Below are 14,713 nucleotides of genomic sequence, written 5' to 3' on the forward strand. Positions count from 1 at the left end.
ATATTTTTAAGCCTGTCAAAATTACATAAAAAAAAAGCCTCAAATGAGACTTTTAATAGTATTTAAGAAACTTCTTTAATATTCATCCTCATTCCAGAGGTAATCTTCTTCAGTGGGGTAATCCGGCCATATTTCTTCTATTGATTCATAAATTTCACCGCCTTCTTCCTCCATAGATTGTAAATTCTCCACTACTTCCAGAGGGGCACCTGTTCTAATGGCGTAATCTATTAACTCGTCTTTGGTAGCAGGCCAGGGCGCATCACTTAAATAAGATGCTAGTTCTAATGTCCAATACATGGCTTTATTCTAATTTTAAAATTTTTGCAAAAATAATTTTAAAACCCAAATTGCCAAGAAAAATCCAATAAATTTCACGTATTTTTTTAACAAATTATGGTTTTAGGTAATTTGATAACGGTGAAATTGTGTATTTATTTGTCCTTTTTCTCAGGAATCCACTTTATTTCATTTGCTTTAAGATCTAATGACAACTTGCGTGCCAAGACAAATAAATAATCAGATAGTCGATTAAGATAGATCAGAACTAATTCATCCACAGGCTGATTTTCATGGAGGAAGGACACCATTCGCTCGGCTCTTCGGCAAACTGTACGTGCAATATGACAGTATGACACGGTGGTGTGCCCTCCTGGTAGGATAAAGTGGGTCATTGGGGGTAAGGATTCATTCATTGTATCGATTTCTTTTTCTAATAGCTCTGCATCCGATAGTAGTATCTTTGGAATATTCAACCGTTCTTTTCCGCTTTTTAATTGTGCCTTATCCGGATCTGTGGCCAAAATTGCCCCTACCGTGAATAATTTATCTTGTGTAGCTACAAGGATTTCCTGCGAATGAGCGTCCATTTTCTGATCCCTAAGGAGTCCCAGCCATGAATTCAGTTCATCTACTGTACCATAAGCATTAATACGGATGTGATGTTTATCAACCCTGGTACCCCCAAAAAGTGAAGTTTTTCCTTTATCCCCGGTTTTGGTATATATTTTCATATGCAATGCTATAACTTTTAAGGTGCAAGTTAGGAAATTGGTCGTATATAGAATTGCTTAAAGCATACAAAGGAATACAATAAGGATTCCTTGTCACTCCTTTTCATCCTTTCGCTCATATCCATCCATAAATTTCCTCGACTTTCGTCTTTTTGAAACCTTTTTACTAAAAATTGATAAGATTATATAAACCAATGCAACTCCGGCTAATATGTAAAAAATGTAATTATTCATGTTTTGTAAATAAACTACCTTAAAATTAATAGATTAAACCCGTATCTTAAAATGTTCTTTAGCCTGGGTGGTATGAAAAAAAAGAAGGCCGCAATAATACATATCTACCGTAACAACATGAAAACTGGTTTGAAGTAGTTTTTGCCACAATTCTTTTGAATTTTTGTTTTTCCTGATTTCATCAATAAATAGTATTCCACCAGGTTGTTTTTTTGCGTATTCGGCCATGGAAGAAATTTCCGTTTCGGATAGGAGTTCCCCATAATAGATCATATCAAAGGGCTCATTGAACCCAACCGTTGGGAATTCTGTTATCACTTTCTTTTTGATCAGTTTATGCCCGTTTTTTAGTTCAATATTTTTTGGTTGGAAGTAGTGAATACATTTCAGGAAAACATCGAGCGAGGTTGACTGCGAGAATTTCTTCTTAGTATAAAGCCCTTTGGTTACAAAGTCATACATAAATGGAGAATGAATTCCATGCTGATTCTTTGCTGTAAACCAAAATTTTAAATAATTCAAAAGCTTATACACAACTAAAGGGGCTAAAAATAGGTAAACATGAATAGAATAATTATTGTTTGAACAATTGGTAAATCAATCTTCCAGGAGGACAGAAAGTTCAAACCACCGTTCTGTTTTCGTCTCAAGATCGGACTGAATATTTTTTAATTTAATTGCTAAAAGATCTATTTCTTCCCCTGATAGTTCTGGATCAGAGAATTGATTTTCTATGTCGTTCTTTTGTTTTTCCAGATCCTGAATAGATTTTTCCAACCGGCTAAATTCCTTTTGTTCTGCATAAGACAGTTTTTTGTTAGTACTATCCGATCGCCATGAATTTTTGTTGGTTTTATTTTGTGTTTTGCCACTCTTTTCGGCCCTTTTATCAAGAACAACACTATCTTCATAGGCCCTGTGATCCGAATAATTCCCGGGAAAATCTTCTATAATTCCATTCCCTTTAAAAACAAATAAATGGTCGACAATTTTATCCATGAAATAGCGATCGTGTGATACTACCAGCAGACATCCGGGAAAATCGAGTAAAAAGTTCTCCAGAATATTTAGGGTAATAATATCCAAATCATTGGTTGGTTCATCGAGGATAAGGAAATTTGGATTTTGGATAAGGATCGTACATAAATACAATCTCTTTCGCTCACCACCACTTAGTTTTTCTACAAAATCGTACTGTTTTTTCCTGTCGAATAAAAATCGTTCCAATAGCTGCTGAGCGGAGAGTTGTCTTCCTTTTTTTAATGGTATATAATCCCCAAACTCGCGAATGACATCAATAACTTTTTGTCCTTCTTTGATAACGATACCTTTTTGGGTATAATACCCAAATTTAATGGTTTCCCCTATAACGATTTTGCCGCTATCAGGTTGTTCAAGTCCGGTTACTATATTCAGGAATGTAGATTTCCCAGTGCCATTTCTACCAATTATTCCAATTCGCTCACCCCTTAAAAAGGTATAATCAAATTTATCTAAGAGCGTGAGATCGGGATAAGCTTTACAAACTTTGTGAAGTTCCAAAATTTTACTACCCATCCTCTCCATATTGATTTCCAATTGAATTTTGTGGCTCATCCTCCTCTGGTGAGCTTTTTCCTTGATGGTATGGAAATCATCAATACGCGATTTAGATTTTGTGGTTCTTGCTTTAGGTTGCCTTCGCATCCAATCCAGTTCTTTTTTATAAAGCAATTTGGATTTATGCTTTTCCACAGCTTCACGTTCTTCCCTGGCTTCTTTTTTCTCGAGATAATATGCGTAATTTCCTTTGTAAGAATAAAGCTCCCCATCATCCAATTCCAGAATCTCATTACAGACCCTTTCCAGAAAATACCTGTCATGAGTTACCATAAAAAGGGTAATTTTTTTACGGCTAAAATAATCTTCGAGCCATTCTATCATCTCCAGATCCAAATGGTTTGTAGGCTCATCCAGAATTAACAGATCTGGTTCATTTAATAAGGCGTTTGCCATGGCCAGCCTTTTTTTCTGTCCACCTGACAAACTTCCTACCTTTGCTTTGATGTTCTCCAGGTTTAACTTAGAAAGTATCTGCCGGTATTGTGTTTCAAAATCCCACGCATTATTCCTTTCCATGGCCTCAAACGCTTTTTGGTAGGCTTCTTCGTTTTCTGTATTAGCAAGTGCCTCTTCATAAGTGGCGATAACCTTCAGAATCTCATTATCAGATTCCAAAATGGTTTGCTCAACAGTAAGTTCTTGATTTAGATCTGGTTCTTGTTCCAAATAAGATATCCTAATTCCTTTTCGGTAGTTTACAGCACCGCTATCGGGAACATCTTTCCCGGAAAGCATATTTAAAATTGTAGTTTTTCCTTCTCCATTCCTGGCTATCAAGGCAATCTTTTGGTCTTTGTTTATGCCAAATGAGAGGTCTTCAAACAAAACTAATTCGCCATAAGATTTGGCTATGTTTTCTACGGAAACCAAATTCATTTCAGGCCGGGATTGGAATTTGTAAAGTACTTATAAAGTAGGGCGTATCGGAATCCAAGTGTGGCAAAGACTATTGAAATCAAAGGTGAAAACTGTTGAACCTGAAAAATCCAGAGGATTAATGTTAGCCCCAGCAAGACCAGGAGAATCAAAATGTATTTGCCCATCCATGTCGGAATACGATCTTTTCTGATTAGGAAATAACAGGCAATAAAATTTAGTGGGAATGCCCAAAGAATGTTGAAATTATTGGCCGTTGAAGAATGGTCTGTCATAAACCACAGGAAAAAAATGAGCACGCCTGCAAGCCCCGTAACCAAAAATAAAAAAAAGTCAAGCCATCTGCTACGGGTGCCATTTCTAAGATCTATATAGGATATGGCAAGGGTAAAAAATAATAAAAAGAGTAACCAAAAAAGAGGGGAGGTCCCAAAGGTAGAATTAAAGTTCCTGTTTGGATAATCCAGGACCGTACGTTCTCTAATCACCAATGGACTATTGGCTAAATTAGTATGGCTCATTTGCTGCATTACATAATAGGGAAGAAACATATATTCTTCAGGTTTAGCCTCCACGTCTATTACTGAACCAAGGGCCAGGTCTATACCAAAACTGGACCATGAATTGTAAAACAGGTTTTGGTGTATCAGATCCCTGAAAGTAGTTTGGGCTTTAATGTGCTGATCATCAAATTTCAGCTTATTGCCTAAAACTTTTTTTAATATTTCGGGTAATTTGGTCGCACAATTATCAAATAAGAAATCGTATTTGTAATCTTTATTTTCCGGAAGTCTGTTGTTTTCCAAAAACCGGAATAAGGCATCTTTCTCTTCCCGATTTAATGCTAAGATTTGTTCTTTTACCCATCTGTTTTCCAGTTCGTAGGTAAACAGGAAGTCGGAAAATTTGGATACACTTAGGGAATAAAGCAATTTTCCTCTGGCAAATTTTCCGTAGAAATTAGGGGTATTAAAATTAAAAGTACCGTAATTATATGCCCAATCTATCCCTCTTGCAGGGTCCTGAACTCTAAAGGCGCTATGTCCAAAACTCGAATACAATTCCTGACCTGAGTCACAGGTAATAATGCTAATCATTGCCCCATCTGATAATTGCGACTGACCATAAAAACTGGTGAAGGCAATCCAAAGGACGAAAAGATGTTTTAACCGAATTCTTAATGCTCTGATCACTTGAAGGATAACAATGAACAGCAAATATCCGAATAAAATATGTTAAGAAAGAGTTAGAATAAAAATTATCTTATTTTTACGAAAACCACCAATCATGAAGAGACATATTCCGCAATTTATCACTATGCTCAATATTTTATGTGGCTGTATTGCTACTGTATTTGCGGTTATGAATATGTTGGAACTTACCGCTTTATTCGTTTTTCTCGGTATTATCTTTGATTTCTTTGATGGACTTGCAGCAAGGTTACTGAATTCACAAAGTGAATTAGGAATCCAGCTCGATTCATTGGCTGATATGATAACCAGTGGCCTGGTCCCGGGCATAGTCATGTTCCAACTTTTGGCCATGTCTCAAACCGGGGGGTGGAATCTAGATTTTTCGGGATCTGGAGAGGCGCTTACATGGGGGGTGTTAAAGACTTCATTTCTTCCTTTTTTTGGCTTTTTAATAACCCTGGCTTCTGCCTATCGATTGGCCAAATTTAATATTGACGAAAATCAAGTCTCGTCATTTATAGGTCTGCCGACCCCGGCGAATGCTTTGGTTATACTCTCACTTCCCTTAATTTTGTTATACCAGGGAAATGACTACTTAAATTCGATAATCTTAAATCCGTGGTTTCTTATCATACTCACCCTTCTCTCTTCCTACCTGCTAAATTCTAAGATTGAATTATTTACCTTAAAATTTGATAATTGGAGCTTTAAGGATAACGCCCTGCGTTACATTTTCATAATTGTAAGTTTAGTCTTACTTTTAACTATGAAGTTTTTAGCTGTCCCTGCCATCGTGGTGTTTTATATTGTAAGCTCCATCGTTTATAAGTTTGGAGCAAAATAATACATTTGGAAAAAACACTTTTATAATGTCGAAATCTATCACCTACTTGCTATTTTTCTTTATTGCTATTGGGCTAACCGCTCAGAAAAATGATAAAGGAGGACTTTTGGAAAATAAGATCAAAGAGTTCTTTGAATTACCAAGAGAAACTATCTATTTACATTTGAACAAAAGTGTTTATTCGAATCTTGAGACGATATGGTTTAAGGGATATGTTTACGATCGTGCGCAAGAATTGCCTTTTGAAGAAACCTCAAACGTATATGTTGGAATATATGATAGTTTGGGAAGGCAAATTCAAAAAAGCCTTTATCTCGCCAAAGCAGGATACCTAAAAGGTAGTATAGATCTTGATTCCACCTATCAAACAGGCTCATATTATTTAAAGGCTTCTACGAATTGGATGAAAAATTTTGCCTACGACAATTCCTATATTGAGAAAATTCAGGTATTTAATAAGGTTGCTCCGAAAAAAGCAGTAAACGTAGCCGTTTCCTATGATGTACAATTTCTTCCGGAAGGTGGAAATCTTATTGAAGGTATAAGGAATACGGTTGGAGTAAAAATTATTGACCAGGATGGTTATGGGGTTCCGGTTAAAAAAGCGGTTGTATATGATAAGAATAACAATCAGGTCTCAGAATTTAAAACTTCTATATACGGATTTGGTAAATTTATCATGGTCCCCGATTTGCAAAATAATTATAAGTTAAAACTGACATTTGCAAATGACAGTCAGGTAAGCTTTACATTACCACCTGCGAAAAAAGAGGGCATTAATATAATGGTTACAAATAATTACAGGCAGGATAAAGTTTTGCTTTCCGTTAATGTAAATGAGGCAACTCAGGCCAAACTAAAAGACAGAACTTTTTATCTTATAACACATCAATCAGGGAAAACCACAAAACTTAAAATAGACTTTGCTGAGAAAAAATCTGTCCTCGTGGCATTGGAGCGAACAGCGCTTTCCAAAGGATTGAATATAATTACCCTATTCGATGAAAATTTTAAACCAGTATTGGAACGGCTTTTTTTTAATGGCCCGGAAGTAGGTGTAAATCAGCTGACACTTTCCGCATCAAAAACGGATAATGATTCTATAGAAGTTAAATTAAAAGAGACTAAACGTTTTGAATCCCCCCTTAATTTTAGTGTCTCCGTATTACCAGAAAGCACTTTGGCCTACGGGCATCAAGAAAATATTCTCAGCACGTTTTATCTTAAACCTTACCTAAAGGGGTATATTGAAAATCCCTCTTATTATTTTCAGAATATAACGGCAAAAAAAGCATATGAATTAGACCTTTTATTACTAACACAAGGATGGAGCAGGTACGATTGGGATATTCTGCTAAATACGCAACCACAACAGCAGCATGAATTTGAAAGGGGCCTTACCTTGAAATCCAGAATAAATGATTCTAAATGGACACCTAATGATCAACTTCTGATTCATCCTAGCAAGAATCATCAAACCACAACTGCTAGTTTAACTGCTGGAAGCAACGAAATAGTTATATCTAACTATTTTTTAGAACGGGATGAATCCATTTACTTATCTAAGCTTCGCAAAGATGGAAAATTAGTGGAACCAAGGCTTTTTTCTTCAATTAGCGACAAAAATATAGTGGACCGGATAAAAATGCTTCCGAAAGATTTGAAAAGGGGTAATTTAAACGAGTCATCTGAAAGTGGAATCTTTGAGGAGAACTTCATATTGCCAGGAAACACCATTGAATTAAAGGAGGTAACGGTATCCGAGAAGAAAATACAAAACGACCCTCAAACAAATCCTAATATCGCCAATTATTTAAGAAATAAAGTTACTCCTGTTACTGAAAAGACATTGATCGATTATCCCAATATATTAGACTTGATTAGCAGCAATGGCTATTTTGTCCGAGAAGAATTACAAGGCTTTGATGGCGGATCTTTTTCCGCTCCTATTTCCAGGGTGAGCATCCGGTCCTTGAGAGGCGGACCCTTATTGGTGGTAATTAATGATGTACGGCAACCAAACCTCGATGTGTTATATGACCTGCCAATTGGTCAAATTGAAAGTTATTATTTTGACAAATTAGCAAGATATGAAGGGGTTATGGCATCAAACAGCGAAGTTCTTTATTTGTACACACGCAGAGGGAAAGAACTTACCTTGGGGAATGGCAGATCTTCCATAGGGAATAGTGTTGAATTTAAAGCAAACAAAGGGTTTGAACCCGTAAAAGAATTCTATAGCCCTAAATACCAAACGTATTCCAGTAGATCTTTTGAGAATTATGGGGTTATCCATTGGCAACCAGAGTTACTAATGGACAATCGGGGAGAAAGTTCATTTAGAATTCCAAATACGGGACAAGACGGAATCTACTTATTCATTGAAGGAATGACAAATGATGGTCATCTCTTTTCTGCCGCAGAAGTCCTGGACCTAAAAGATGCACAATAAGAAAGTACAGCTTCCGGCTATTAGCTGTTTTATTTTGGTAATGTGCATCAGCTGTTTTCATATAAGGTCATACTTCATGCTCAGAAAAAGTGCTTTTATTTGGCGTTCTGTTTTCGACTTTTTAAAGATAGATTATTAATTTTTCGTCATAGAGAAGGTACCGCTGTTTCCACTGCTTGCAGTCCAGTTTCCTGATATTTTAATTGGGGAAGTACCGGTGGCAAGCAAACTAATACCTGTACCATCACATTCATCTTCACCACCTGCTTGAAAACTACCATTGGTAACCCACCAGCTGCCATTAAATGGACAGAGGACCTGGGAATCCGTCTCAGCTGAAATTGCACCATCATTTTGAAGAGTGAAGACCGCATTTGCAGTTCCTGGCGTTCCACTAACCGTCCCATTCCATGTTCCGACAAGTTCAGGGTCTATGGTTTTGTCAGATTCTACCTGTTGCAACTCCGGACCATTGTCATCTGATGAACAACTTACCGAAAGTACCAAAGTCAAAAAAAGAAGGATAAAAAGAAAATAAGAAGATAGCTTTTTCATGATCACAAATTTAATTCAAGTAAATTTTATTATAATTAGTTAGTCCGGAGATCACATGAACGAATATCAATATAAATAAAAAATACCGATAATCATTTGGTTTAGTGCTTGTTGAATCAAAATGCGTATAAATGGAATTATATGGAATTTGCTTACGAATAGAAAACCTAAAAATCCAATTTTTTCTTTCGTAATTCAAAATTCTGCCCCAGGTAGACTTTTCTTACCATTTCATCTTCGGCGAGATCCTCCGGAATTCCGGATTTTAAGATACCTCCCTCGAACATAAGGTAGGATCGCTCTGTAATGGCCAGTGTTTCCTGCACGTTATGATCTGTAATCAAGATACCGATATTCTTATTTTTTAACTGGGCAACAATGCGCTGAATATCTTCAACCGCGACCGGGTCAACCCCTGCAAATGGTTCATCGAGAAGGATAAATTTTGGGTCAGTAGCCAGGGCTCTGGCAATTTCTGTACGCCTTCGTTCCCCGCCTGATAGTAAATCTCCCCTGTTTTTACGAATATGCCCCAGTCCAAATTCTTCTATGAGCGACTCCATTTTCTGGTGTTGCTCTTTTTTACTTAGTTGGGTAAGTTGAAGAACACTTAGAATATTGTCTTCAATACTTAATTTCCTAAAAACAGAAGCCTCCTGGGCCAGGTAACCAATACCATTTTGAGCCCTTTTATACATAGGAAACTTGGTAATCTCTGTCTCGTCTAAATAGATCTTTCCGCCATTGGGTTTAATCAGACCGACAATCATATAAAAACAGGTCGTTTTTCCGGCCCCGTTCGGACCCAATAACCCAACTATCTCCCCCTGGTTGACCTCAAGGGAAATACCCTTAACCACTTTCCGGCCTCTGTAGGCCTTCATTATGCCGTCTGCTCTAAGTTTCATTTAGAAGTATTAACATTCAAAGCTAAGTTATTCTATTCGCTATCTTCCGGAATTATAGTTTTTTTAACCTTCCCCATGTTCAAGTTGTTCCCAATACTCATAAGCTTTCCTGAGATGAGGAATTACAATGGTGCCGCCTACCAAAGTTGCAATACTCAGGGTTTCCATAATTTCTTCTTTGCTAGCGCCATGTTCATGACAGCTTTGCAAATGATATTTCACGCAATCGTCACACCTTAATACCGCAGAGGAGACAAGGCCCAATAATTCCTTGGTTTTTACATCTAAAGCACCTTTCGCAAAGGCGTTTGAATCCAAATTAAAGATTCTTTTAATTATTTTGTTATTATCAGCTAACAATTTTTCGTTCATTTTAGAACGGTAGGAGTTAAACTCCTCAACTGGATTTGACATTTTTAGTTGCTTTTTTTTCTTCTCTTTTCAAAACGGTTTTTGAAATGTAAATGCTTATCTGGTAAAGAATAAGTACAGGCACGGCCACTATTATTTGACTTGCCACATCCGGAGGGGTAATTACTGCTGATATTATAAGTACAATAACCAGAGCAATTTTTCGATACTTTTTAAGTATTTCAGGGGTTACCAGGCCTATTTTGGTCAGAAAGAAAATAATAATTGGCAGTTCAAAGATGAGGCCACAGGCAATAACTGCAGCCCTTACGGTTGCTATATATGAGCTTAAATCTATCTCACGAACAATCTCATCACTAACGGAATATCCACCTAAAAAATTTATTGAAAGCGGGGCTACAACATAATAACCGAAAAGGACACCCAGAAAAAAGAGCGAAGAAGCAATCAATATAAACCCTCGGGAATTGCTGCGTTCTTTATCATAAAGACCGGGGCTTATGAATTTCCACATTTCGTACAGAATATATGGAAATCCAAGAATAAATCCTGCCCAGATAGATGTCCAGATGTGGGCTGAAAACTGTTCTGCCATTTGACGGCTCTGAACGGTAAAAATTGGTTCAGTTACACAAAAGGCCTCACTAAAACCCAGGTATCTCGATAGTTTGCAGAAGACACCATAGGTAGGAAAATCCGGTTTTTTTGGTCCAAAAATTACAGTGTCGAATATAAAGTCTTTCATTACAAAGGCCACTAATCCTATCAAAACCACGACAAGGGTGGATCTAATAAGGTGCCAACGCAGTTCTTCGAGGTGGTCGAGGAAAGACATTTCGTTAGGATCGCTAGTTACCTTTGCCATTAAAGTATTCCTTCGTTAATTAAATTATGTAAATGAACAACACCCGAATATTTTTCTCCATCTATAACCAGTAACTGGGAGATGCCATTAGATTGCATCATCTTTAATGCCTTTACTGCTAGCACATCCGGACTAATTGTTTTAGGGTTTAGTGTCATTATATCCTTGGCTTTTAAACCATTAATATTGTCGTATTTGTTAAGCATGCGCCTGATATCGCCATCTGTGACGATTCCAATAACCTTAGAGTTTTTCATTACAGCCGTTACACCCAACATGCTTTTAGAAATTTCAATAATGACTTGCTTTACATCCGTATCAGCATCAACCTGGGGTTTGAAATTGTTTCCTGAAATGTCGGAAACTCTCAGATACAATTTTTTACCCAATGTTCCACCGGGATGGTATTTGGCAAAATCCTGACTGCTAAATCCCCTCAATTCCAGAAGGCATATTGCCAAAGCGTCACCTATTACAAGTTGTGCAGTGGTGCTGGTAGTCGGTGCCAGATTATTTGGACAAGCTTCCTTTTCGACATATGTATTCAAAATAAAATCTGCTTTTTGAACCAGGAATGACTCTAAATTTCCGCACATTCCTATTAACTTGTTATTGCCCTGTTTGATTAAGGGCACCAACATTTTAATCTCCGGAGTATTTCCACTTTTGGAGATACAAATCACCACATCATTTTCCTGTATTGTACCGAGATCACCATGTATTGCATCCGCAGCATGCATAAAAATAGCAGGAGTTCCTGTAGAGTTTAAGGTAGCTACAATTTTTGAGGCAATGATAGCGCTTTTACCTATTCCGGTAATTACTACCCGCCCCTCAGATTCATAGATGCAATTTACGGCATTGGCAAATTGGTCATCCAAAAGTGATGATAAGTGTGCAATGGCATTGCTTTCTGTTTCGATGGTTTTTTTGGCGGCTGCCAAGATGGCTTTATTATTGCTCAAGATGGTCCTGAAATTATATGTTTACATTCTTAGAAATTAACTTAATATGTAAACAGATTTTAAAAGAATGTATTATATTTAAGAAAACAAAATTACATAATCTTATTTTATAGAAGATTCTAAACTACAAACAATATAATTTATCAATTTTACCTGCCTACTAATTGGAAGTTTATATCTTAATTAATTTTTGAAAAGATATCATAATGGCAAACTCGACTTATTAAAAATGCAATGATTTTGAATGAAATTGATCTACATGCAGCACTTAAAAAATATTTTGGTTTTTCCAATTTTAAAGGGCTACAGGAAGAAGTCATAAAGAACGTAGTTCAAAATAAAAACACCTTCGTTATTATGCCTACGGGAGGTGGTAAATCACTTTGTTATCAACTCCCTGCACTTATAAAAGAAGGCACCGCTATCGTAGTATCTCCATTAATTGCCCTGATGAAAAATCAGGTAGATGCCATTCGCGGGGTTTCATCACATCCGGGGATTGCCCACGTTCTTAACTCTTCATTGACTAAAACTCAGGTTAAAGAAGTAAAACAGGATATTTTGGATGGGATAACAAAATTGCTCTATGTAGCACCTGAATCCCTTACGAAGGAAGAGTATGTTGACTTTTTACAATCTGTTCCCCTTTCATTTGTTGCCATTGATGAGGCTCACTGTATTTCAGAGTGGGGTCATGATTTCAGACCGGAATACAGAAATTTAAGGGCTATTATTAATAGATTGGGGGATAATATCCCTATAATAGGTTTAACGGCCACAGCCACTCCAAAAGTACAGGAGGATATAATAAAGAACCTTGTCATTACAGATGCACGGGTTTTTAAAGCTTCTTTTAACAGGCCTAATTTATTTTATGAGGTAAGGCCAAAGACCAAAAATGTGGATGCCGATATTATTCGTTTTGTCAAGAAAAATACTGGCAAATCAGGAATAATTTATTGTTTGAGCAGAAAAAGGGTTGAAGAACTTGCACAGGTTTTACAGGTCAATGGAGTAAGTGCAGTGCCCTATCATGCCGGATTTGATGCAAAAACCCGAACTAAGTACCAGGATATGTTCCTAATGGAAGATGTGGATGTGGTAATAGCAACCATTGCATTTGGAATGGGTATAGACAAGCCTGATGTGCGTTTTGTAATTCATCATGACATACCTAAAAGCATAGAAAGTTACTACCAGGAAACGGGTCGTGCCGGCCGGGATGGAGGTGAGGGACATTGCCTCGCATTTTATTCCTACAAAGATGTTGAAAAGTTAGAAAAATTCATGTCTGGTAAACCGGTAGCGGAGCAGGAAATTGGTAATGCCCTGCTTCAGGAAATTGTAGCTTATGCAGAAACTTCTATGTCCAGGAGGAAATTTATTCTTCATTATTTTGGCGAGGAATTTGACGAAGAGAATGGCGAAGGAGCGGATATGGATGATAATTCAAGAAATCCAAAAGAAAAGGAAGAAGCCACAGATAATGTAGTCAAGTTAATTCAGGTGATCCAGGGGACCAAAGAAAAATTTAAGTCCAAAGAAATTGTCCTGGCCCTGATAGGTTCTACCAATGCGCTTATTGCTTCGCACAAAACGGAAGGGAAGTCTTTTTTTGGTATTGGGTCTGATAGGGATAAAGGCTATTGGATGGCTTTAATCAGACAAGTACTGGTAGCAGGTTTAATAAGAAAGGAAATTGAACAATATGGCATTTTACATGTAACTGAAGCCGGATCTTCATTTGTTCAGAATCCAACTTCATTTATGATGACCAAAGACCATGTATATAATGAGGAAAACGATCAGGCCATTATAACTGCGTCTAAAAGTGCCGGTGGGGTTGCTGATGAAAAATTATTACGCTTACTAAAAGATCTCAGGAAAAGTGAAGCTAAGAAATTGGATGTTCCGCCTTTTGTTATCTTCCAGGATCCTTCACTAAACGATATGGCACTAAAATATCCCATTTCTCTGGAGGAGTTGGTAAATATTCATGGCGTGGGCGAAGGAAAGGCTAAGAAATATGGAAAACCATTTATATCACTAATTACCCGGTACGTTGAGGATAATGAGATAATTCGTCCGGATGACCTTGTTGTAAAGAGTACCGGATCTAATTCTGCGCTGAAGTTATATATTATTCAGAATGTGGATAGAAAGTTACCCCTGGATGATATCGCTTCTGCCAAGGGACTCGAATTGCCCGAATTGGTAAAAGAAATGGAACAAATAGTTTTTAGTGGTACCAGATTAAATATTGGTTACTGGATTGATGAAATACTTGATGAGGATCAGCAAGATGAAATTCATGACTATTTTCTGGATGCGGAAACGGATAATATTGACGAGGCACAAAAAGAGTTTGATGGCGATTATGAAGATGAAGAATTAAGGCTATACAGACTAAAATTCATGAGTGAGGTGGCAAATTAGGCTTAGCGTGCATACTCACTTTTTACAAATGAAAAAAACCCTCACGAAGAGGGTTTTTAAAACCATACAATCTTACTTTAATTAAAAGTTTCCACTTGTAATAAAGGCTGCTATTACCCCAAAGTAAAGAATCCCGAATACCAGATAAATCACAGCCAGGGCCATGCCAACATACGACAAAATTCTTCCTGTTCTGACACTTTCATAACCTGAATAGTTTTCGGGATGTTCCTTGTAAAGCAACTCCGCTTTTTTGGCACTATTTAAGCCAATTATACTAAAAATAATAGCAAAGGGGCCGCAACACGTTATGGCGCCTATAATGGAAATTATTCCCATGGTCAGGGCGTTGCTCGCCCCCGGTAAGGGTTGTAAATTCATTTGTTATTTATTTAATA

The 14,713-nt window shown here is 37.1% G+C and carries 15 protein-coding genes; 3 read left to right on the forward strand and 12 right to left on the reverse strand.

Translation table 11 applies throughout. The annotated features are described in order from the left end of the window. Positions 1 to 75 precede the first annotated feature (75 nt). From Q0X77_RS10570 to Q0X77_RS10595, 6 genes are all read right to left on the reverse strand, one after another. Positions 76 to 300, reverse strand: coding sequence for a DUF2795 domain-containing protein (locus Q0X77_RS10570; RefSeq protein WP_013551418.1), 225 nt, complete (start codon positions 298 to 300; stop codon positions 76 to 78). Between the two features lie 134 nt (positions 301 to 434). Next, positions 435 to 1,013, reverse strand: coding sequence for a cob(I)yrinic acid a,c-diamide adenosyltransferase (locus Q0X77_RS10575; protein WP_297797054.1), 579 nt, complete (start codon positions 1,011 to 1,013; stop codon positions 435 to 437). Positions 1,014 to 1,106: 93 nt separating this feature from the next. Further along, positions 1,107 to 1,247, reverse strand: a complete 141-nt coding sequence (locus Q0X77_RS10580; protein ID WP_297797057.1) for a hypothetical protein — start codon at positions 1,245 to 1,247, stop codon at positions 1,107 to 1,109. A gap of 33 nt (positions 1,248 to 1,280) precedes the next feature. After that, the gene (locus Q0X77_RS10585) at positions 1,281 to 1,769 is read right to left on the reverse strand and encodes a hypothetical protein (RefSeq protein WP_297797060.1); all 489 of its coding nucleotides are present in this window, start codon (positions 1,767 to 1,769) and stop codon (positions 1,281 to 1,283) included. A gap of 75 nt (positions 1,770 to 1,844) precedes the next feature. Continuing rightward, positions 1,845 to 3,725, reverse strand: a complete 1,881-nt coding sequence (locus Q0X77_RS10590) for an ABC-F family ATP-binding cassette domain-containing protein (protein ID WP_297797064.1) — start codon at positions 3,723 to 3,725, stop codon at positions 1,845 to 1,847. Beyond that, the gene (locus tag Q0X77_RS10595; protein ID WP_366939207.1) at positions 3,722 to 4,900 is read right to left on the reverse strand and encodes a DUF4105 domain-containing protein; all 1,179 of its coding nucleotides are present in this window, start codon (positions 4,898 to 4,900) and stop codon (positions 3,722 to 3,724) included. The genes Q0X77_RS10590 and Q0X77_RS10595 overlap by 4 nt, the downstream gene beginning before the upstream one ends. A gap of 112 nt (positions 4,901 to 5,012) precedes the next feature. Between Q0X77_RS10595 and Q0X77_RS10600 the strand changes: the two genes are divergently transcribed. Next, on the forward strand, positions 5,013 to 5,762 hold the full coding sequence (locus Q0X77_RS10600; protein ID WP_297797067.1) for a CDP-alcohol phosphatidyltransferase family protein: 750 nt from the start codon (positions 5,013 to 5,015) through the stop codon (positions 5,760 to 5,762). Between the two features lie 25 nt (positions 5,763 to 5,787). After that, on the forward strand, positions 5,788 to 8,214 hold the full coding sequence (locus tag Q0X77_RS10605; protein WP_297797070.1) for a hypothetical protein: 2,427 nt from the start codon (positions 5,788 to 5,790) through the stop codon (positions 8,212 to 8,214). 135 nt (positions 8,215 to 8,349) lie between these two features. Here Q0X77_RS10605 and Q0X77_RS10610 read toward each other — a convergent pair whose 3' ends face one another. From Q0X77_RS10610 to Q0X77_RS10630, 5 genes are all read right to left on the reverse strand, one after another. Next, positions 8,350 to 8,769, reverse strand: coding sequence for a hypothetical protein (locus Q0X77_RS10610; RefSeq protein ID WP_297797071.1), 420 nt, complete (start codon positions 8,767 to 8,769; stop codon positions 8,350 to 8,352). Positions 8,770 to 8,936: 167 nt separating this feature from the next. Then, positions 8,937 to 9,677, reverse strand: a complete 741-nt coding sequence (lptB, locus tag Q0X77_RS10615; protein ID WP_297797074.1) for an LPS export ABC transporter ATP-binding protein — start codon at positions 9,675 to 9,677, stop codon at positions 8,937 to 8,939. A 63-nt stretch (positions 9,678 to 9,740) separates the two neighbouring features. Continuing rightward, positions 9,741 to 10,091, reverse strand: coding sequence for a carboxymuconolactone decarboxylase family protein (locus Q0X77_RS10620; protein WP_297797078.1), 351 nt, complete (start codon positions 10,089 to 10,091; stop codon positions 9,741 to 9,743). Next, complete coding sequence (gene tatC, locus Q0X77_RS10625) at positions 10,075 to 10,914, reverse strand: twin-arginine translocase subunit TatC (protein ID WP_297797080.1); 840 nt, start codon at positions 10,912 to 10,914, stop codon at positions 10,075 to 10,077. The genes Q0X77_RS10620 and tatC overlap by 17 nt, the downstream gene beginning before the upstream one ends. Beyond that, positions 10,914 to 11,879: a KpsF/GutQ family sugar-phosphate isomerase gene (locus Q0X77_RS10630; protein ID WP_297797083.1), complete on the reverse strand. Its 966-nt coding sequence runs from the start codon at positions 11,877 to 11,879 to the stop codon at positions 10,914 to 10,916. Before Q0X77_RS10630 ends, tatC begins: the two co-directional genes overlap by 1 nt. Before the next feature lie 234 nt (positions 11,880 to 12,113). On the opposite strand from Q0X77_RS10630, the gene recQ reads away from it, so the two are divergent. After that, positions 12,114 to 14,315, forward strand: a complete 2,202-nt coding sequence (recQ, locus tag Q0X77_RS10635) for a DNA helicase RecQ (RefSeq protein ID WP_297797086.1) — start codon at positions 12,114 to 12,116, stop codon at positions 14,313 to 14,315. Between the two features lie 81 nt (positions 14,316 to 14,396). Here the strand turns inward: recQ and Q0X77_RS10640 are convergent, their stop codons facing one another. Beyond that, positions 14,397 to 14,696, reverse strand: coding sequence for a CCC motif membrane protein (locus Q0X77_RS10640; RefSeq protein ID WP_297797088.1), 300 nt, complete (start codon positions 14,694 to 14,696; stop codon positions 14,397 to 14,399). Positions 14,697 to 14,713: the final 17 nt, after the last annotated feature.

Origin of the sequence: uncultured Eudoraea sp. (assembly GCF_947258925.1) — a bacterium.
In the GTDB taxonomy this organism is placed as follows: domain Bacteria; phylum Bacteroidota; class Bacteroidia; order Flavobacteriales; family Flavobacteriaceae; genus Eudoraea.

Bases quoted from the DNA above. Each gene is read 5' to 3' on its own strand.
- Q0X77_RS10570 (WP_013551418.1), bottom strand. From the start codon at position 300: ATGTATTGGACATTAGAACTAGCATCTTATTTAAGTGATGCGCCCTGG.
- Q0X77_RS10575 (WP_297797054.1), bottom strand. From the start codon at position 1,013: ATGAAAATATATACCAAAACCGGGGATAAAGGAAAAACTTCACTTTTT.
- Q0X77_RS10580 (WP_297797057.1), bottom strand. From the start codon at position 1,247: ATGAATAATTACATTTTTTACATATTAGCCGGAGTTGCATTGGTTTAT.
- Q0X77_RS10590 (WP_297797064.1), bottom strand. From the start codon at position 3,725: ATGAATTTGGTTTCCGTAGAAAACATAGCCAAATCTTATGGCGAATTA.
- Q0X77_RS10600 (WP_297797067.1), top strand. From the start codon at position 5,013: ATGAAGAGACATATTCCGCAATTTATCACTATGCTCAATATTTTATGT.
- Q0X77_RS10605 (WP_297797070.1), top strand. From the start codon at position 5,788: ATGTCGAAATCTATCACCTACTTGCTATTTTTCTTTATTGCTATTGGG.
- Q0X77_RS10610 (WP_297797071.1), bottom strand. From the start codon at position 8,769: ATGAAAAAGCTATCTTCTTATTTTCTTTTTATCCTTCTTTTTTTGACT.
- lptB (WP_297797074.1), bottom strand. From the start codon at position 9,677: ATGAAACTTAGAGCAGACGGCATAATGAAGGCCTACAGAGGCCGGAAA.
- Q0X77_RS10620 (WP_297797078.1), bottom strand. From the start codon at position 10,091: ATGTCAAATCCAGTTGAGGAGTTTAACTCCTACCGTTCTAAAATGAAC.
- tatC (WP_297797080.1), bottom strand. From the start codon at position 10,914: ATGGCAAAGGTAACTAGCGATCCTAACGAAATGTCTTTCCTCGACCAC.
- recQ (WP_297797086.1), top strand. From the start codon at position 12,114: ATGATTTTGAATGAAATTGATCTACATGCAGCACTTAAAAAATATTTT.
- Q0X77_RS10640 (WP_297797088.1), bottom strand. From the start codon at position 14,696: ATGAATTTACAACCCTTACCGGGGGCGAGCAACGCCCTGACCATGGGA.